The organism is Bacillus sp. 37MA, from assembly GCF_000372765.1.
In the GTDB taxonomy this organism is placed as follows: domain Bacteria; phylum Bacillota; class Bacilli; order Bacillales; family Domibacillaceae; genus Domibacillus; species Domibacillus aminovorans.
Map to the genome: position 1 here is coordinate 1,589,696 of NZ_KB889752.1, position 19,015 is coordinate 1,608,710.

General features: G+C 39.6%; 19 protein-coding genes and 2 pseudogenes. 9 read left to right on the forward strand and 12 right to left on the reverse strand.

Annotation, left to right across the window (positions count from 1 at the left end; all coding sequences use genetic code 11):
* Nucleotides 1–13: 13 nt before the first annotated feature.
* The 3 genes and pseudogenes from A3M5_RS0108960 to efeO all read right to left on the reverse strand — a co-directional run bounded on the left by A3M5_RS0108960 (nucleotide 14) and on the right by efeO (nucleotide 2,304).
* Complete coding sequence (locus tag A3M5_RS0108960; RefSeq protein WP_018393423.1) at nucleotides 14–256, reverse strand: hypothetical protein; 243 nt, start codon at nucleotides 254–256, stop codon at nucleotides 14–16.
* Entirely contained in the window at nucleotides 237–1,406 is a 1,170-nt protein-coding gene (gene efeB, locus A3M5_RS0108965) for an iron uptake transporter deferrochelatase/peroxidase subunit (protein WP_018393424.1), read from the reverse strand. Before efeB ends, A3M5_RS0108960 begins: the two co-directional genes overlap by 20 nt.
* Nucleotides 1,407–1,473: 67 nt before the next feature.
* Nucleotides 1,474–2,304: pseudogene (gene efeO, locus A3M5_RS22705) on the reverse strand (iron uptake system protein EfeO).
* Nucleotides 2,305–2,678: 374 nt separating this feature from the next.
* Between efeO and A3M5_RS0108980 the strand changes: the two are divergent.
* Both A3M5_RS0108980 and A3M5_RS0108985 read left to right on the forward strand, forming a co-directional pair.
* Nucleotides 2,679–3,230 (forward strand): GNAT family N-acetyltransferase, encoded by a 552-nt coding sequence (locus A3M5_RS0108980; RefSeq protein WP_018393428.1) that lies wholly within the window; start codon nucleotides 2,679–2,681, stop codon nucleotides 3,228–3,230.
* Between the two features lie 233 nt (nucleotides 3,231–3,463).
* A complete protein-coding gene (locus A3M5_RS0108985; protein WP_018393429.1) occupies nucleotides 3,464–4,264 on the forward strand; it encodes an NAD kinase in 801 nt (266 codons plus the stop codon).
* 91 nt (nucleotides 4,265–4,355) lie between these two features.
* On the opposite strand, the gene A3M5_RS0108990 is transcribed toward A3M5_RS0108985, so the two are convergent.
* Nucleotides 4,356–4,604, reverse strand: a complete 249-nt coding sequence (locus A3M5_RS0108990) for a nuclear hormone receptor family protein (protein WP_018393430.1) — start codon at nucleotides 4,602–4,604, stop codon at nucleotides 4,356–4,358.
* A gap of 340 nt (nucleotides 4,605–4,944) precedes the next feature.
* On the opposite strand from A3M5_RS0108990, the gene A3M5_RS22710 reads away from it, so the two are divergent.
* Nucleotides 4,945–5,547: a restriction endonuclease gene (locus tag A3M5_RS22710; protein WP_063975663.1), complete on the forward strand. Its 603-nt coding sequence runs from the start codon at nucleotides 4,945–4,947 to the stop codon at nucleotides 5,545–5,547.
* Between the two features lie 165 nt (nucleotides 5,548–5,712).
* Here A3M5_RS22710 and A3M5_RS0109000 read toward each other — a convergent pair whose 3' ends face one another.
* A complete protein-coding gene (locus A3M5_RS0109000; RefSeq protein ID WP_018393432.1) occupies nucleotides 5,713–6,903 on the reverse strand; it encodes a M20 family metallopeptidase in 1,191 nt (396 codons plus the stop codon).
* 720 nt (nucleotides 6,904–7,623) lie between these two features.
* Here A3M5_RS0109000 and A3M5_RS0109010 point away from each other — a divergent pair.
* Nucleotides 7,624–8,157, forward strand: a complete 534-nt coding sequence (locus tag A3M5_RS0109010) for a hypothetical protein (RefSeq protein ID WP_018393434.1) — start codon at nucleotides 7,624–7,626, stop codon at nucleotides 8,155–8,157.
* A gap of 79 nt (nucleotides 8,158–8,236) precedes the next feature.
* Here A3M5_RS0109010 and A3M5_RS26630 read toward each other — a convergent pair whose 3' ends face one another.
* Nucleotides 8,237–8,389, reverse strand: a complete 153-nt coding sequence (locus A3M5_RS26630; protein ID WP_081898134.1) for an integrase core domain-containing protein — start codon at nucleotides 8,387–8,389, stop codon at nucleotides 8,237–8,239.
* Nucleotides 8,390–8,561: 172 nt separating this feature from the next.
* Here A3M5_RS26630 and A3M5_RS0109015 point away from each other — a divergent pair, with 172 nt between their 5' ends.
* The 4 genes from A3M5_RS0109015 to A3M5_RS0109030 all read left to right on the forward strand — a co-directional run bounded on the left by A3M5_RS0109015 (nucleotide 8,562) and on the right by A3M5_RS0109030 (nucleotide 11,178).
* Nucleotides 8,562–9,560, forward strand: a complete 999-nt coding sequence (locus A3M5_RS0109015; RefSeq protein WP_018393435.1) for a multicopper oxidase domain-containing protein — start codon at nucleotides 8,562–8,564, stop codon at nucleotides 9,558–9,560.
* A gap of 16 nt (nucleotides 9,561–9,576) precedes the next feature.
* Nucleotides 9,577–9,726 carry a hypothetical protein gene (locus tag A3M5_RS25355; RefSeq protein ID WP_018393436.1) on the forward strand — a complete coding sequence of 50 codons (150 nt, stop codon included), beginning with the start codon at nucleotides 9,577–9,579 and terminating at the stop codon, nucleotides 9,724–9,726.
* Between the two features lie 104 nt (nucleotides 9,727–9,830).
* The gene (locus A3M5_RS0109025; RefSeq protein ID WP_018393437.1) at nucleotides 9,831–10,997 is read left to right on the forward strand and encodes a ZIP family metal transporter; all 1,167 of its coding nucleotides are present in this window, start codon (nucleotides 9,831–9,833) and stop codon (nucleotides 10,995–10,997) included.
* A 16-nt stretch (nucleotides 10,998–11,013) separates the two neighbouring features.
* Nucleotides 11,014–11,178 carry a twin-arginine translocase TatA/TatE family subunit gene (locus tag A3M5_RS0109030; protein WP_018393438.1) on the forward strand — a complete coding sequence of 55 codons (165 nt, stop codon included), beginning with the start codon at nucleotides 11,014–11,016 and terminating at the stop codon, nucleotides 11,176–11,178.
* A 409-nt stretch (nucleotides 11,179–11,587) separates the two neighbouring features.
* Here A3M5_RS0109030 and A3M5_RS0109035 read toward each other — a convergent pair whose 3' ends face one another.
* From A3M5_RS0109035 to A3M5_RS0109045, 3 genes are all read right to left on the reverse strand, one after another.
* Nucleotides 11,588–12,964, reverse strand: coding sequence for a sensor histidine kinase (locus A3M5_RS0109035; RefSeq protein WP_196803559.1), 1,377 nt, complete (start codon nucleotides 12,962–12,964; stop codon nucleotides 11,588–11,590).
* A 38-nt stretch (nucleotides 12,965–13,002) separates the two neighbouring features.
* Nucleotides 13,003–13,707, reverse strand: coding sequence for a response regulator transcription factor (locus A3M5_RS0109040; protein ID WP_018393440.1), 705 nt, complete (start codon nucleotides 13,705–13,707; stop codon nucleotides 13,003–13,005).
* A 180-nt stretch (nucleotides 13,708–13,887) separates the two neighbouring features.
* Complete coding sequence (locus A3M5_RS0109045) at nucleotides 13,888–15,177, reverse strand: hypothetical protein (RefSeq protein WP_018393441.1); 1,290 nt, start codon at nucleotides 15,175–15,177, stop codon at nucleotides 13,888–13,890.
* 401 nt (nucleotides 15,178–15,578) lie between these two features.
* Here A3M5_RS0109045 and A3M5_RS26125 point away from each other — a divergent pair.
* A pseudogene (locus tag A3M5_RS26125) lies at nucleotides 15,579–15,677 on the forward strand (four-helix bundle copper-binding protein); the annotation flags it as partial.
* Nucleotides 15,678–15,855: 178 nt separating this feature from the next.
* Here A3M5_RS26125 and A3M5_RS0109055 read toward each other — a convergent pair.
* The 3 genes from A3M5_RS0109055 to A3M5_RS0109065 all read right to left on the reverse strand — a co-directional run bounded on the left by A3M5_RS0109055 (nucleotide 15,856) and on the right by A3M5_RS0109065 (nucleotide 18,979).
* Nucleotides 15,856–16,770: a cation diffusion facilitator family transporter gene (locus A3M5_RS0109055; RefSeq protein ID WP_018393443.1), complete on the reverse strand. Its 915-nt coding sequence runs from the start codon at nucleotides 16,768–16,770 to the stop codon at nucleotides 15,856–15,858.
* Between the two features lie 192 nt (nucleotides 16,771–16,962).
* Entirely contained in the window at nucleotides 16,963–18,021 is a 1,059-nt protein-coding gene (locus A3M5_RS0109060) for an LLM class flavin-dependent oxidoreductase (protein ID WP_018393444.1), read from the reverse strand.
* Nucleotides 18,022–18,037: 16 nt separating this feature from the next.
* Nucleotides 18,038–18,979 carry a ring-cleaving dioxygenase gene (locus A3M5_RS0109065; protein WP_018393445.1) on the reverse strand — a complete coding sequence of 314 codons (942 nt, stop codon included), beginning with the start codon at nucleotides 18,977–18,979 and terminating at the stop codon, nucleotides 18,038–18,040.
* Between the last annotated feature and the right edge of the window lie 36 nt (nucleotides 18,980–19,015).

Genomic DNA, 19,015 nt, shown 5'->3' on the forward strand with positions numbered 1-19,015 from the left:
ATGGCGCCTTCTACTACTGGCCAGTTTGAACAGCTTCTTCAACAGCGGCAGAGTCACCTTGTAACGTTTTCCATTCTAAATCAAATGCGGCCATGTTTTCTTCAACAGCTATAAAATCGCCGGCTTTCGCTTTCATAATCGCATCGCCTATCGGCACAAATAAAAGATCTGTATTTGTTGCTGCCTGTGCACCAGGATTCATCCATCCGCATATAATAAAAAGCAGCAGAAAAAAATTAACGAAATAACGTTTCACCGAGCCAGCCCCCTTTTTTCACACCAGGCAGGCAAGCGAAAACTGCACTTCCACGATGAATCGTATATTCATTCAATTTATCCTTATTTGCAAGCCTTGTTTGAATCGGAATAAACTGATTAGATGCACTTTTTTGGAAGCTGATAAATAACAATCCTGCATCAAAGCTACCTGTTTTTTTATCCAGTCCGTCCGCATATGAATAGGAGCGGCGAAGCAATTTCATTTTGCCATCTCCATGTGCAAGTGCTGTATGGGAGTCGGCTGGTATCAATTTATTTCCATTCTCATCGGTTTTATCAATCTGAACCGGATCGAATTCTTTTTTACCGCCCATTGGTGCACCCGAATCACGATAGCGGCCAAATGTTGCTTCTTGTTCGCCAATCGCTGCCCGATCCCATACTTCAATAAACATTTGTACGCGGCGCACAACCATATACGTGCCGCTCGTCATCCATCCATCATTCACCCAAACAAGATCTTTCATGAGGGAATTGTTCGTATGATCCGGGTTGCCGGTTCCATCTTTAAATCCGAACAAATTTCGAGGTGTTTCACTTTCTGTATTCGCCTGTTTCGTCCGTTGGAATGCGGCTTGCGTCCATTTGAGCTGAGCTTTTCCATGGGCAATCCGGACTAAGTTACGCACCGCATGAAACGCGACTTGCGGATCATCGGCACACGCCTGAATGCACAAATCACCGCCTGACCACTCTTCTTCAAGAGCGTCAAATGAAAAAGCCAGCAGCGCCGCTAATTCTTTCGGTTTTTTTGAAGACAAATTTAATTTTTCAAAAAAGCCGGGTCCAACACCAAATGTCATCGTCAAATTCGAGGCATCAAGACCAGCTGCCTCGCCTGTATCATCGGGCCGCAGCAACACATTTTCAGCAGGTTTGCCGATCAATTTCCCTTCCGCCATTGATGCAGCAGATTCGGTCCATTCTTTCAATAACTTCTTTACATCTGCCACATCTGTCGTCATCAACATAAGCGCCGCAAAATATAAATGATTTTGTGTATCGGTCGTAATGCCGGCCTGATATTTGCCATAAAATGATACAGTACCGGTGCTTTTTTTGTCCGCTGAAGCGGTCATTGAAAGCAAGCTTCCAGCGCCGGACGCACCAATGAACAAACCTGCCATACCGATACCGCCTGCTTTTAACACATTTCGCCGAGATACTTCTTTCTTTAAAATGTTGTTCTCCTCATTATGACGCCTCCGTCACAATACCGAGCTGTGACAGCGGCTCTGCAAGTGCGTCAATAGACTGGCTTAATTCTTTTATTTCAGCGTCTGTCAACTCGATATATAGTTTATAATCGTCACCGTTTTTATGCTTGTTTAAAAGAGTATACACATTCTGGAATTTCTCGTTAATTTCAGCAGACAATGCTTCGTCCTTTTTCTCAAGCTCATCTTCTAGCAAGATAAAAATTTTCTCAGCACCTTCTACATTCGCTACAAAATCATACAAGTCAGTGTGCGAATAACGATCTTCCTCTCCCGTTACTTTCGATGTCGATACTTCATTCAGCAAGTCAACTGCTCCGGTTATAAGCAAATCTGGTGTCACGTCAACCGTTTCAACTTTTGCTCGAAGCAGTTTCGTGTCGTCTATTAACTGCTGAGCGTATTCTTCGTAGCTTTTTGTCGTACCATCAATCCATAGTCCTTTTTCGATGCGATGATAGCCGCCCCATTCCGTTTCTGGCACATCGCCTTCGCGCGCATCAATTTTCGGATCTAAATCACCGAATACTTCCGTAATCGGTTCTGCGCGTTCATAGTGCATGCGCGCCGGTGCTTACAATGTTTTCGCCAGTTCGATGTCGCCTGCTTTGACTGCTTCTGCAAATTTTTCTGTTTCTGTGACGAATAAATCGACTTCATCGATCGCATAGTCACGGTATTCATCTGTTACGCTCGTTAAATCAAGTGCTGTATCTACTTCAATGGGTTCTGCTGCTTCGTCATTGCCGCATGCTGCGAGTGATACGGCTGCTAACACTATTGTTGACACCTTCATCCATTTTTTCATCATGTATAATTCCCCCTCAAAAATGATTATTATTATCATTTGTATTATACGGCATTGAAAATCTTTTCTAATTTTTTCCTTTGAAAAAAATGTCGAAAACTTTTTCAATTCATGTTTAAAAACTATTTCCAAATGGGTAAAAATTTAATATTATGAAGGTATAGATATGTTTTATTGAATGTTGTGTATGGGAAGGCAAATGGTGCGCCACCGGTTTCTTCAACCGGTTCTAATGGGTTCGATTCCCATCCTTGAATTTTTTTGTGGACAGGCTGATGTTGTGACGGTCTCGTTTTACCATCTATAAAAAATTTCGAGGGCGAATCGGACTCTAGAACCGCTGTGCCCTCAATATGAAAAAGGAGGGATTTACAATGTTGAAGAAGCGCGATGTTCATGAAAGTCATGCTTTATTTGATTTGATGATGCACCCGGAGGTCTTCCCTTTCGTGCGTCATAAAGTGAAATCTTATGAAGAGTTTGTGTTTGTCACGAAGCAGAATATTGAATCGGAGGAACGCGGCGAATTAATTACGCGGACCATTCTAGATGAATGGGGCAACCCGATTGGCACAATCAACTTATATGACATCGAAGACAATGCCGGATATCTTGGCACGTGGCTCGGCAAGCCTTACCACGGCAAAGGGTACAATGAACCGGCGAAGGAAGAATTTTTCAAAGAATTATTTTATGAGAACGGTATTGAATCTATTTACATGGCGATTCGTAAAGTGAATATCCGCTCACGTAAAGCGGCAGAAAAACTGCCTTATGCGGTTCCGGCAAATGAAACACGCCCAGACGTATATGCCAAATTAAACAAAAATGAGATTGTATTTGATTTATTTGAAGTACCGAAAGACCTCTTCACGCTTTATTTGATGCGCAATGACCAGGAAAACGAACAGGCGATGGAAGCGTAACATCCATTCCGTTAATTCCTCAAACAAATCTAATCTTCAAGATGAAACGTTCATTCCGTCCATGGAACTCATTCCGAACGACGACAAATTCCAGAAGGACCAGCAAGCACCTTACGGCTGGTCCTTTTATCTATGAAAAGATAGACGTCCCTTTACAACAATCTGTTCTTTGCTATCGTCGTCTTTATCCATTAAAATAAACGGTATCATGCATGTTAAAGGAGTCACACCCAATGGAAACGAGACGGAATATTTTTTTCTCTTATAAAAAAGATCCAGCGAAATTGCCTGATATTGAACAGTTAATGACGATTGCGAAAGAACAAGGATTTGAGATTGTGACGAATCAGGATGCGGCAAATATTATTGTCGCTGTTGGCGGAGATGGAGCATTTTTGCAGGCGGTCCGGAAATCCGGTTTCCGTGACGACTGCTTGTATGTTGGCGTGACGGATGAAGAAGAAGCAAGCTTATATTGCGATTTTCATATTTACGATACGGAATCGATGATCGCAGCGATGCAAACAGCCAATGTAGAAGTACGCCGATATCCGGTCATTGATGTCCATTTAGATGGTCACACTCACTTTCACTGCTTAAATGAGTTGTCCGTGCGCTCATCGATTATTAAAACATTTGTGATCGATGTCATCATTGACGATTTGCATTTTGAAACGTTCCGCGGTGACGGGATCGTTGTCTCGACACCAACCGGCAGTACAGCGTACAACCGATCGTTAAACGGAGCTGTTGTCGATCCGCTCATTCCGTGTATACAAGTAAGTGAAATGGCGTCGCTTAACAACAATCAATTCCGCACGCTCGGTTCATCGTTTATTTTAAGCGACAGCCGGAAACTGACACTTCACATTGTTCAAGATGGCAACGAATACCCTGTCATTGGACTCGACAACGAAGCACTCAGCGTGCAAAATACGAAAAACATCGAAGTCGAAATGTCTGGCAAAATCATTAAAACCGTAAAACTGAAAAATAATTCGTTCTGGCATAAAGTGCAGCGAACATTCTTGTAAATGAAAAAGAGCAGCACCCTCTACATTCAAGGGAGCCGCTCTTTTTTATCCCGCATTAACGGGCAATAGGACCCCCTTCATTTTTTATTGTTCATAAAATAAATTTTACTGTAATGCCCTTTTCTGTCGGTTCTATCTTCACATTTTTCACGACAATTCCTTTCGCCGCCGCTTCTTCGATTGTTTCCTTTATAGCAAATGTAAGATTCACCGCTCTCTTATCTAACAACTGATCATTAGACATATTTTCAGATGTTGCTGATTCTTCAAGTGATCTCAACCTACTTTCCATCATCTCATGAACCTCTTTTAACTGCTGTTCATTTCCATCTGGATTCATTTCATCCCCTCCTCATCAACGTATTCAGTTGAATCCTTAAATTATTTTAATTTTTAAATTGTTCTGTATCGCTTCGCTAAAATCGCTAATCGTCCGATTGTCAGAAATACACGTGGTTATGTTTAACCTATTCAACTCTTCTTCATATAAGAAGAATAAAATTTTTATCGCCTCTTCCTTTACCCTCCTTGTCAGTCCTACTCCCCTATTCCATTTACACATTCCATTACTTTGTTGGCTATAAGTGTCATTTTGAACAATAAAACAGAAAATGAATCATGATCCCTCATAAAGATGAGTAAAGTAGCGGAGGATGTACTTTAAAGAAAGGACATATAACATGGCTCATAAAAAAGGGAAAAGAAAAACAAACGTACTTTTCGATCAAGTTCTTCTCGGCTCCATCCTCTTTCTGCTTGCTTTTCAATATCCATGGACGGCAGTCACTGTTGTATCGATTATTATTTCTGCTTTTGCCTTATACGCTTATCTTCGGTCGATAGCGTACCATTTAAAGAGCAAAAGAGTTCTTCAATCCAGTATGAGAGAAATTGATAGGATGTCAGGGGTAGATTTTGAAAATTATTTAAGTGTATTATTCGAGGAGATGGGCTATGAAGTGGAACTTACTCCCGCTTCTGGTGATTATGGAGCAGATTTATTGCTAAAAAAAGACAGTAACTATATTGCTGTACAAGCTAAACGATACAGCAAAACAGTCGGAGTTGCTTCTGTCCAGCAAGTTTTTTCCGCCAAAACGTATTACAGCGCCAATGAAGCATGGGTTGTAACAAACAGTATATTTACAAAAAACGCCTGCGATCTTGCGAAAAAGAGTGGTGTAAAATTGGTGGATAGAGAACACCTCATACGTTTCATGACAGAGAGCAAGATAGACACCCTTGTCCCTACGTATACCATTACTCAGTGGAATGAGGAGTAGAGTAGAGAATACACGATACGAAAAAGAAGCAGCTCGCTTCATATCAATCGCGTGATCAGCTGCTTCTTGTCATATGTTTGGAAAATCCTTTATTGCTTCGATCAGTGCCCTCGCTACGTTGGTTTTTATGTCAAAAACAGACTTTAGTGTTCATTCAAGAAATTTTTAAAATAAATAATGAGATACAATTTTCACAAATGATTTTTCAACATTTAATAAAGCTCGCTCATCAAAATCGAATTTCGGATGATGATGAGGATAGTGGGTTGCTTCATCTTCATTTTGTGAGCCTACTTTAAAATAGGTGCCTGGTTTTTCAAGTAGAAAATAAGAAAAGTCTTCCGCCCCCATAGAGGTTTCTATTTCAACAATATTCTGTTCAGAAAATTGTTCAATAAGCAATGTTCGAACGGTTTCTGTTTCTTCCGGATGATTATACAAAGCGGGATAGCCATTTAAATAATCAATCGTATACGTTGCACCGAATGCGGATGTAATCCCTTCTATAATACTATAAATTTGTTTTTCTACCTGTTTGCGAATATCATTGTCAAATGTACGAACTGTTCCTTCTAAAGTCGCTTTATCAGCAATAACATTAAATGCGCTTCCTGATTGAAAAACACCAATCGTTACAACGGCTGATTGTAATGGATTAACACCGCGGCTGACAATCTTTTGTAATGAACTAACGATATCACTGCCGATCACGATAGAATCAACGGCATCTTGAGGTCTTGCGCCATGACCGCCTTTTCCCTGAATATGAATCGAAAATTTGTCCACTGCAGCCATTTGATATCCTTCACCTACAGATATTTTTCCTAACGGTGTTTGGGAATCTAAATGAGCGCCAAAAACATAATCCACCCCATCTAGGACTCCCTCTTCAATCATAAACTTTGCTCCACCTGGCGGCGTTTCTTCCCCTGGTTGAAAAATAAAAATAACTTTCCCTTTAATTCGATGGCGAAACTGGCTTAATGCTTTGGCTGTTCCTAACAAAGCAGCTGTATGTCCATCATGACCGCATGCATGCATGACTCCTGGATTTTGTGATTTATAAGATACCTCTTTTTCGTCATGAATGGGCAAAGCATCGAAATCTGCTCTTAAGGCGATCGTCTTTCCTGCTTGATCACCTTCTAAAATGCCAATCAAACCGTGACCACCAATATTTGTTTTTACTTCTAATCCAAAGCGGAGCAACTTCTCTTTAATGTACTCAGCTGTCTTCACTTCTTTAAAAGATAATTCTGGATTTTCGTGCATATATCTTCGCCAGCTAACTACATCATTGTAATCATCCGTTAACGCTTTGTTTATGTCTTGCAATAAAACGTCATTCTTTGCCATCCGCTCTTTCCCCCTTATGTGTTATAGAATTTCTAATTGAACGTTTTTACTGAATTGAAGCTACTCTTCTATATCCCATTCATCGATTGAATTTCTTATATCCAAAAGCTAAAGCAGAAATAAATAACCGAAAAACACTACAACATTTTTTCGTGTACCCTTTTATATTAAATATAAATATAAATATTCCTATAAGGATATTAGCACCCAATCCATACTAATTCAATGTGAAATACCAGAATTATTATTTCTAATCATCCTATCCAGTTACTACAAATAAAAAGCGATTGCTACTGGTGGATTATTCAATGCGACTCTTTTATATGTTTTTTTGAAAATTATTTAATATTTTCCTGGAACATGTTTCACTGCTTAAAGATTTAGTATGAGTTAAGACAATAACTCTATTCATACTTCTGATACAGTTCATCGTAAAAATATAAAATTAGTTTTGAACAAGTATTTATATCTATATACTCTTCTTCTCCCATAACCTTCTGTGGGGTTTTTAGCTTTCCCACTCTCAAAAGAATTTTTCCATTAAAGTCCTCCATTTGTTTCACTCATAAAAATAAGTTGCGTTAGGTAAACTTTTTGGTTAAAATGCATATAATTCATAATCTATAATCAAATATACATCGTTATAAATTTTTTTGTTCATATTTTTCACCTAAGGCAAAAAAGTTTGGATAAGGAAAAACAAAAAGAGGAGGAAATAGAATGGAACTTCAATTAAAAGGAATTAAAAAAAGAGGGGTGTTTCCACCCCTTGTGGTCTTAATGCGTGTTCTCTTTGGAATTGGTTGGCTATTAGCTGGAGTAACCAAAATTTACGAAAAATTATGGTTTATAGAACCTGGAGTATTTCTGAATGACTATTTAATCAGTTCTTTAGATAAACCTAATGTCCCATTGTTTTACAAAGTTTTCATTGAAAACGTAGCTTTAGAATATGTCATGACTTTAAACTATATCATTCCTATCGTTCAGATTATTCTAGGTCTATTAATTATAATGGGATTAATAACTATACCCTCTATTTTACTCTGTCTCTTCATGCACATTAACTTTATTCTTTCTGGAAATATAAATTTAATGAGTCTTGTCCTTTATACAAGTGCGTTTACGTTAATCATTTTTAGAACGTATATGTATCATTTCAGTCTTGATAGGTATTTTAACCTAGATAATCTATTTACCAATAAAAATGAAAAAAAACATACCCATGCCATTGGTATGACATCTGATAAGTAGACAGGAAGTAAAAAGATATACTTTAGGCAGCCTGAGTCCGGTATTCATATGGGCTCAGGTTGCTTATTTTTTGAAAATGCTAGTTGTTATAGAAACGTATGTATCGCTTGACGCAGTCCTGCACTTCTTTTGAAGAGCGGAAAGAATAAAATGAAAAACTTTCTGTTTTAAAATGGCGGAAGAAACTTTCCTTGCAGGCGTTATCCCAACAGTTCGCCTTTCTGGACTTTATTCAGAAGGTCTCTTTACTACTACAGCGGATTGACAAAACCTTTCTTTTTCAAGACGCAAGATATTTTTCAAAAAAGTCAAAAAATTATTGACGAAATACTCGTCCGTGCCGTACAGTATTGCCAAGCGCTAAAAAGTTTCCTTAGGAAAACTTTTTAAAAGGAGGGAAAGTTATGTCTGATGGGAAAGTATCTCGTAGAGATATTCTAAAGATAGGCTCCGCTGGAGCACTTGGAGTGGCAGGCAGTTATTATTTGAATAAATTTTCTGGAATGCAGGATGTAGCTCATGCTGCCTCTCATACTTCTCATGGCAACCATGTGAATATGAACGATACGACTAAATCAGCTGGTTATAAAATGGCGGAACGTCTGTTAACTGAGTTTGATTATGGAAGAGTCAGCCTTCTACCAAACGGGAAAACATTACGAGAATATACTGTTGTCGCTATGGATAAAGAAATTGAAATCGCGAAAGGAATTAAATTTCCAGGATGGACGTACAACGGAACTATTCCGGGTCCAACGTTTCGCTGCACGGAGGGGGATTTGCTTCGTTTTCATTTCACTAACAAAGGAAGCCATCCCCATTCAATCCATTTTCATGGGATTCACCCACCTGAAATGGATGGGCTCGAACCTATTCCTTCGGGTCAAAGTTTTACTTACGAATTCGAAGCGCAACCTTATGGATTGCAATTGTATCATTGCCATGTCCTTCCGTTAGCCCGTCATATTCATAAAGGGCTGTATGGTAATTTTATTATTGACCCTAAAACACCAAGGGAAAAGGCACTTGAGCTGAATATGGTTATGAATGGCTATGACCTGGATTTAGACGCTGAAAATGAATTTTATACGATAAACGGGTATGCATTTGCCTTTATGAATCACCCTATTAAAATAAAAAAAGACCAGCTTGTTCGCATTTATCTTAGCAATTTCACTGAGTTTGATTTATTAAACTCGTTTCATCTCCATGCGAATTACTTTACGTATTTACCGACTGGGCGGATGGATAATCCATCTCAATTTACCGATACAATTATGCAGTGTCAGGGAGAACGCGGCATTTTAGAAATAAGGTTCCCATACAAAGGAAGATACATGTTCCACGCACATGTAAGTGAATTTGCTGAGTTAGGCTGGATGGGCTTATTTGAGGTCGAATAAAAAGGAGGAAAACAGCATGAAAATGAAATGGATCATTTCAGTGCTTGTTTCTCTCTTGCTATTGGTTGGAGTATTAGGATGGGTGTTGAAGAATGGTGCAGGAATTGAAAAAGATCCTGCTGCTCCTATTGAAGTGCTTAATAAGGAAGATATATGTTCTGGTTGAAGTGTTTAATAAAGAAGATACATGTTCCACGCACATGTGAATGAATTTGCCAGGTTAGGCTGGATGGGCTTATTTGAGGTCGAATAAAAAAGGAGGAAAGCAACATGAAAATGAAATGGATCATCTCAGCGCTTGTTCCTCTCTTGCTATTGGTTGGAGTATTAGGATGGGTGTTGAAGAATGGTGCAGGAATTGAAAAAGATCCTGCTGCTCCTATTGAAGTGCTGAATATCGAAAGGATTAAAATGACCAACTCAGGATTTGAACTTTCTGTCAGCAATACAGGTCCCAAAACGCTTGAAATATCTCAAGTGATTGTGGATGATTCTATCTGGGATTTCACTGTAACGCCAAGCCCTGTTCTAAAACGTCTTCAAGATGGAACCGTCTTTATCAACTATCCCTGGGTAGAGGGAGACCCTCATGGGATTAAGTTAATTACCGCTAATGGAATCGTTATTGAAAGTGGAGTTGATGCTGCAACCCTTACCCCAGAGTTAAACTGGGATAACTTTTTAAATTACGGTTTTATTGGCTTCTACGTTGGTATTGTTCCGATTTCTTTAGGATTAATGTGGTACCCCTTCATGAAACGGTTTAACCGGAAATGGATCAATATGATTCTTGCCTTGACGGTCGGTCTTTTATTATTTTTATTCATTGGTACTTTAGCTGATGGGTTTGAAATCGGTGCAGAAGCGCCCTCCATTTTACAAGGAAACATGGTCGTGATTATTGGAGCAGCGCTAACCTTTTTATTACTGATTGCGTTTGATCAATACCAGCGTCGGAAGCAAGAAGCTAAGGGGTACTCCCCATTTCGATTATCTCTTTTAATGGCCACTGGAATTGGTCTTCATAATTTTGGTGAAGGTCTTGCTATTGGATCTTCCTTTGCTCTAGGATCTGTTGCACTAGGAACCTTCTTAATCGTGGGCTTTACCCTGCATAATATAACAGAAGGAATTGGCATCGCTGCACCTTTGTTGAAATCAAAGCCCCGAGGAAGAGATTTTCTTCTACTTGGAACGGTTGCAGGTGCGCCGGCTATTCTTGGTACATGGTTCGGAGGATTTATCTTTTCACCAATACTAGGCGCTTTATTTTTAGGTATTGGTGCGGGGGCTATCCTTCAAGTTATTTATGTGATTACCAAAATGCTTATTGATGATCATCGCTTGTATAGAGAGCCATCCGTTTCGTGGCTCAACCTAACCGGATTTACTGTCGGCATGTTAATTATGTACTTTACTGCCTTTTTTATTAAATAGAAAAGAGGGGATTTTGATGGCTGGTCCAGGTAGTATTGCTTTAATCAGTATAGCTGCTCTCATTATATTTGGTCCTTCGAAGTTGCCTGAGCTAGGGAGATCGCTTGGAACTACACTAAGAGAATTTAAACAGTCAACACGCGGGTTAATGGCGGATGATGATGAAAAACATACTAAATAATACCGAGCTAATCCTTATTTTTCCCGATGATCTGACTGTTTATGCTAGTATGGAGCGATGATTTAATATCACGTTCCCTATAATTAAGAGAGATTGATAAGCATCCTACCAATGAAAAAACAGCAATAATATTCAATAACAACTTGAAGGAAATAACTATATAAAGTGAGGGATCAGCACAATGATAGATGCGCTGCTTCCTCACTTTATTTTTTCCCTCTTTTTTTAAGTACATGGATGGAAAGAAGTCCAAAAATAATGGGAACGATCAGAAAAATGCATATGCAAAAAAATGACTTTAAAATATGATGCAATGGATTGTATGTGTGAAAAACGGTACTGGACATAGTCAGGCAAGTTATCCCCAACACAATGAACAACAACGGTATCACGACATTGATTATTTTTTTCATTTATCCATTCTCACTTTTTGATCGATTGGAAAAGATAATGTAAACAGTGTTCCTTCTCCTGATGCACTGTTTAATTCAATCTCTCCGCCGAGCAGTTCAACGAGGTTTTTTACAATAGCCAGTCCCAGCCCGGTTCCTCCAGATGCTCTTGATCGTGATTTCTCAACGCGATAGAAACGCTCAAAAATGAATGGGATATCTTCTTTTGGTATGCCTATACCTTGATCTTTAATAAAAACCTTTAGATGGTTTCTGTGTACTTGTGTATAAACGTCCACATTTGTTTCCGGTTCACTGTATCGAATGGCATTTTCAATTAAATTGATCATGATTTGTTCGAGCCTGATGGCGTCTACATATATCATTAGATGATCGTGTGACGGCTGCAAGAGAATCGCTATCTTTTTCTCTGTCGCTTTAAGAGACACTTTTTTGATCGCGCTCGTTAAAATATCATCCATTTCGATCCATTCGGGATGCAAATCCAGCTTGCCTTCTTCCATTTTTGCCAGTTCAAACAAATCATTGATAAGAGCCGCCAGCCGGGTGGACTCATCCTCAATAATCATTAAATATAGATTTCTTTCCATTTCGCTTTGAACCATTCCTTTCCGCAGCACTTCTGAATAACCCTTAATATAAGAAATTGGCGTACGTAATTCATGCGAGATATTGGCAAAAAATTCACTTCGGCTTGTCCGGTATTGTTCCAGTTCTTTCCCCAAATCGGTGATGGCCCCGGCCAGGCTGCCCACTTCGTCTTTTGTTAGTATAGGAAGATCGGTTTGAAGTTTTCCCTTTGCTATTTCACGGGTTGCTTTTTCCATTTTCAAAAGAGGTGAAGATAATTTACGCGAAATAAAAAAAGTGAAGCCAATCGCGATAAACAGCGCACCAATGACCGATATAAATAGCCATATTCGGACTTGATCGATAGAGGTGTTTACTTTATCCATATTTGAAACGACAACAAGTCCCCCATTTACCTCACCGTCCACAATGATCGGTTTACCAGCTAGATAGAAAAGATTATCTGCAGTTTCCGGCTCTGTATACTCCATGCCAACTGACTGATTTTGAAAGATTGGGTTATACAGCTCCTTCATCACTTCATTTCCTGCTTCAAATTCTAGTCCTACCGTTGATTTTAAAATTTCTCCTTCTTTGTTAAAAACAAAAAGATCTGCATTGATTAATTCAGAGAGCATGTCAAACATATGATAGGAATTTATATCTTCAACATCTGAAATCGTGACTGAATACTTATCTGCAAATTGCTCTATTTGTTCTTGCTGCTGATTCATATAAAAAGCAGTAAACAGTTGATCAATCGTATAAATCAAGGGGAAGAGAACCAACAGAAATAAGATCATGATGCTGCCGCCCAGCTTTATCGTAATGCTGTTGAATTTCATATAGTTTGATCCGGCTCTTGAAATTTATAACCGACTCCCCAAACCGTCTGAACAGGGTTATAATTCGATCCCGTTTCTCTGATTTTAATACGAATATTTTTCACGTGGCTATCTACAGTCCTCATATCACGTGAATCATTGAATCCCCATAAAAGATCAAGCAGTACCTCACGTGTGAAGACCCTTTTTGGACTCAGTGCAATCGTTTCAATAAACTCATATTCTTTTGGGGTTAAATCCAGTTTTTCATTGTCTAAAAATACTTGATAGCCGTCCCGGTCAACTTTAAAATAACCATTTCCAAACACGATCGAGCTGTCATCAACCATCGGAGCATGATGGTCCGATCTTCTTAATAATGCTTTCACTCTCGCCAATAATTCTTCTAGTTCAAACGGTTTGATTAAATAATCATCCGCGCCAATTTCCAGCCCATGCACTTTGTCTTTCAATTCATTTCTTGCCGTCAGCATCAAGATCGGTGTGGTGTTCATTGTTCGAATTGCTTTGCATACTTCCCACCCATCCATTTCAGGCATCATCACATCTAAAAGGATTAAATCAAACAAATGTTTTTGAACGAGTGCAATCGCATCTTGTCCATTGCTGCATTCCGCGAGGTCATAATCGCTCATTAAATGAATCTTAAGCAAATTCCTCATGTTCCACTCATCGTCTACGATTAAAATCGATTTTCTCATTTTATCTTTAACTCCTTACGTTCAAGTGTACGTTTATATTGTATAGAATTTATAGAGAATTGAAATCAATTTACTAGTTGCAGACTATACATCTCACTTCTAGTTCAGTATGGTAAAAACAAAAATCATAGCCCTAGCCATGTGAATGGATGGCCGAGGCTATGATTGGGAAAAGTTATTTTAATGGCCTTCGTGACCTTCTCCGTCTGCCTGTACAATTTCAAGCTTCTCATCAATAATGCCCTGTGTTTCAAAAGAAATGGCTTCCTGGCTGCCAATGATAAAGCCATGATTATACGGTCCTTGTGTTGGATCGTCCTGGAACGTCGGCTTTATTGTCGCAAGGAAGTTATACACCGGTTCAGTCACTTGTCCATCTTCGAGCCAGATCACCGGCGCATGTTTTCCTAAATGCGAGAAAGGTGCTCCTGTAAGAGCGAGATCAGGTGTTGCGCTTGAGACAAATGATACACCATGTCCCGGCTCTGTTAAGCCCCATCCAAATGATGTTTCCTCATCTTTAAACTTCGCGAATTCAATGGAGTTTGATACCGGATCTTCACCTGCAATGCGTGTAACAGCTCCGTAATCACCCAGTTCTCTTTCGGTTTCTTTCGACACTATCGACTCCGGACCTAAAATATAGAGAGTGGCTTCTTTTCTTTTCTGCAATGCTTTTTTCGTTTCTTCCGGAATGCCGTCTTTCGTCACATATAAAACGGGTTCTGGCATATGAGCAATCCAGTTAATGGCCGGTATGGAATACGCTTTTGCTTCCTCATCAGCTGATACAATAATGACACTTTCAGGATATTCACCGCCTGATACGGCTGCATATTTTTCATCAACATCTGCCGCAAATTGTGCTGGTTCTGTACCTTCAATGGCTTCTACCTTATAATCAGCCAGCTGATTCGTTACGCTATCTGAGATGTCTCCCATCACCATAACCTGCGTACCTTCTTCATTTCCTATTGGATTCAAACGTTTGATCTCATTCAGTGTTTCTGCAGCCAGCTCATTTTTGTCTGTCAGCAAAACAGGCCCATTATTCGGATGATGAATCAGGTCCGCTGCAGCCAGCCCAACCTGCCAGTTGTCCTTTGGCACTAAGATCACCGTACCCGGCTGGTTTTCTTCATGCGTTGCCGGCCAAATGGTCTGTGATGCAAGAATAGACGCTTGAACGGGATTTTGCGTATTTAAACGTGTTGTATTTTTTGTATTCGTCGTCAGTAGGTTTTCCTGTGCATTTTCATTCAGCTTCTCTGGTGCCGTCGCAAATTCGGCTAATTTTTCATCAGATATACCGCTCCTCTTCTTTCCTTCCTCATCCATGCTTTCATGGTCCATGCCATCCATGCCATCCATATTTTGATCATCCATGTTATTCGAATCATCATTCGAACATGCTACCAATGCGGTTGATAGTGCTGCCACAAGTACAAATCCTTTTAATCCTTTTTCCATCCACTTTTTCCTCCATTCAATGACTGATTCTTTTTACCTTATCCGTTAAATGTGCAGATTTTGTGCATATTCGTTATTATTTCTGATTTTTTCTGTATCGCTTTTCCACCTATAACCATATCCTCGCGCCGTTCTTAAATATTCGTCGATTGGAAACGTTGTGACAAAATCATCTGCTCCAGCGTTTAATCCCTGCAATATCAGCTTTTTATCACATACCTTCTTTCTATTCAAATAAGTGTGAATATGCTCATTATGTAAAAGAATTGTGCAGAAATCGTGGAGTTTTGTTTTTTACATTTAAAGAAAAAAAGAAAGGTAATAGTAGTTATGTAAAACAGTAAAGAGGAGGAATGACAATGAACCATAATTTCCATGATTGTATTCAAGCTTGTTTGGAATGTGCAGAGATCTGTGAAGCATGCGGTAATGAGTGTAAGAAACATGATCATGATCATTGTCAAAAATGTGCTGAAGCATGTCGCAAAATGGCTTCGTAAAAACCCGTTGGAATGGAGAAAGCATTTTTTAATGGACAATAAAGCTTTTTAATTCTGATACCATATATGGAGTGGGAGGGGAGTGACCAACTCCCACCCTCCCCGATCTCCTCTCACACGGCCGCACGTATCGTTCGTATTAAGACACCTAACTTCTTCTGAAAGATCACTGCATCTTTTAATTACAATGATCTTCTGATGAACAATCTTCTCCGCCTTCTTTATCGATTTGAATGGTGACGTGATGCAAATGAAATTCATCGAGAAGAAGTTTTTTCGCTTTTGATAAAACCATTTGATAATCTTCATCCTGATTGATCACTAGATGACAGCTGAGTGCTGGAAAATCGGATGTGATGGACCAGACATGCAAATCATGAACCTCTTTTACTTCATCCAGTGAAAGCAGCTTATTCTTTACTTCTTGAATATCCATATTTAAAGGCGCACCTTCCATTAGAATATGGAAGGAATCTCTTGTTACACGGTACCCGCTGATGATAATTAAGATGGCCACAATAATACTTGCGATCGGATCCGCCAAATTCCAACCCAAAAACATAATGAATAAGGCTGCAATAATCGCCCCGACCGATCCAAGCATATCCCCTATAACGTGTAAAAAGGCACTTCTCACATTTAAGTTTTCGTCTTTATCGCCTCTCATTAAAATAAAGGCAGCCACAATATTGACGACTAAACCAAGAATGGAAATGATCAGCATCCCCCCACTGATAACCTCAGGCGGATTTATCAATCTTTGGTATGCTTCAAAAAAGATATAAACCGATATGGCCATGAGTGTAATGCCGTTAATAAAGGCTGCCAGTATCTCAAAGCGTTTATAGCCATATGTTTTTTTGCTCGATGCTGCTCTTTGTCCGAATGTCAAAGCAACATAACTAAGACCAAGTGCAGCTGCGTCGCTTAACATGTGCCCCGCATCGGAAAGCAACGCCAGACTGTTTGTCATGATCCCGCCGATGACTTCCACAATCATGTACGTACTGATTAAGAAGAACGCCCATTTTAAAGCAGATTTATTACTGCTTCCATGATGGTGACTATGATCATGCGAATGAGAATGTCCCATTGCTTTTCACTCTCCCTCTTTTAATATCACGCCATTAAAAATGAAGTAGCCGATAGAGAGTTCTTCGTAATCGATTTACAGTTCCTCCATCCAATGCATTATCCTCATTAAAAATCATATTCCGCATTTTTCGCTTGATGAATGTCTGAGTATACATCAACAAGTAGCACTGTGTCTTCCGCTAAACGCTCCTTATTTTTCAGCTGTATGTTTCTTAATCGCTGGCATAATTTCTGTTGCAATCAACTCAATGTTTTTCGCAATCTTATCGAACGGCACGCCACCAAAATCGATTTGTGCCATAAAGCGCTGTTGACCAAATAATTCGTATTGATAGAGCATTTTTTCGATAATTTGTTGCGGGCTACCAACCATTAACGCATCGCGATAATCTGTAGATTGCGCAAACTGTTGCTTCGGATAGCCTCCACCACGTAATGCCTGCATACCAGAATTAGCATGTGGATAGTACTCACGAAGTGCATCCTGTGAATTTTCTGCTGTATAAAATAAACTCGTTGTGGCAATTGGTAAAGTTGCTGGATCAGAACCACTACGCTCTGCTGCCTCACGATACGCATCAACTGAGGCCTTAAAGTTGATAGCAGGACCACCAAGTGTTGTCAGCATCATCGGTACACCTGCATATCCAGCTTTAATCGCACTAGCAGGTGGGCCACCTACTGCACGCCAAATTGGCATATGACCATTTAGAGGCTGCGGCAAAATGGATGCATTTTCAAGCGGTGCACGGAATTGACCTTCCCACGTTACCTTTTCCTCTTTATTTAATTTCATCAGAAGTTCCATTTTTTCTTCAAATAATTCTTCATAATCACGCACATCATAACCAAGCAAGCTATACACCCCAACGCGTGAGCCACGCCCAGCAACAATTTCAGCTCGACCTTTTGAGATTAAATCGAGTGTCGCAAAATCTTCATACACACGAACGGGGTCTGACGTACTTAACACCGTTGCCGAGCTAGCAATTTTAATCTTTTTTGTTGCCTGTGCGATCGCCCCTAAAATGACCGTATGCGCCTGTGTTGTAAAATACGTTTGATGACTTTCACCGACAGCAAATGCATCTAGCCCCGCCTCATCTGCTAGCTTACTCGCCTCAATTAATTCTTGAATACGCTGTTTGGCACTAATCATGGAGCCTGTATGTGGATTCGGTAAATGGTCGCCTATCGAATATAAACCGAATTCAAGTCCTTTATTTGTATCAATACGATATTGTTCCATGTTTACTCCCTCCTTTTTAATCAAGTGGTGCTAACTTTGCTTCAATTTCCGCACGTCGTTCTTCTAAAAATGGTGGTAAATCTAATATTTTACCGAGCGCTTCGACCGTTGAATCTGCAGTAAATCCAGGACCATCTGTCGCAATTTCAAATAAAATACCGTTTGATTCACGGAAATATAAGCTTTGGAAGTAAAAACGATCCACAATCCCTGTTGACTGGAAGCCACTTTCTTTAACGACCTCATCCCAATAGCGCAACTCATCTTCGTTTTTCACACGAATTGCTAAATGATGAATACTTCCCTTTCCGGGCTTCTCACTTGGCCCTTCCTTCTGTTTGACGACAATCTCTCCAAATGACTGTCCTGCAACAGACTGATAAATTGCTTCTTTATCAGAACGAGACACTTCTGCATAACCCAACATGTCCTTTAATGTTTTCGCTAAGCGATCTAAGTAACGCACGGTTATTTCGATTGTGCCCATTCCTAAAATACGATGCTTTTGCTCAACAATGGAGTCTTTCCATGCTGACCAATTTTCAGGGACCTCTTCGCCGTTATTATTTAACAAAATCATTCGTAAGCCTTCCGAATCTTCAAAATGTAAAGCATCTCGGCCGGCATATGTTGTAATTTCACCATGCTTTACACCTAATAACTCAAAACGTGTTTTCCAAAATACGAGACTTTCAAATGACGGGACAAGTAAACCAATTTGTGTGATTGCATTTGTGCCACGAGTTGTTCTTCCAGCAATGGGCATTTCAAAAAACGACAGCTCTGTTCCCGCACTACCTGTTAAATCTCCGTAAAATAAGTGATACATAGAAGGATCATCTTGATTAACAGTCTTTTTCACTCTACGTAGCCCTAATACTTTTTGATAAAATTGATGATTCATTTGAGCGTTTTTTGTAATCATCGAAATGTGATGATGTCCAGAAATTGTATACATCGTTGTTCCTCCTTTTTATAACTTGACTAATCAAAT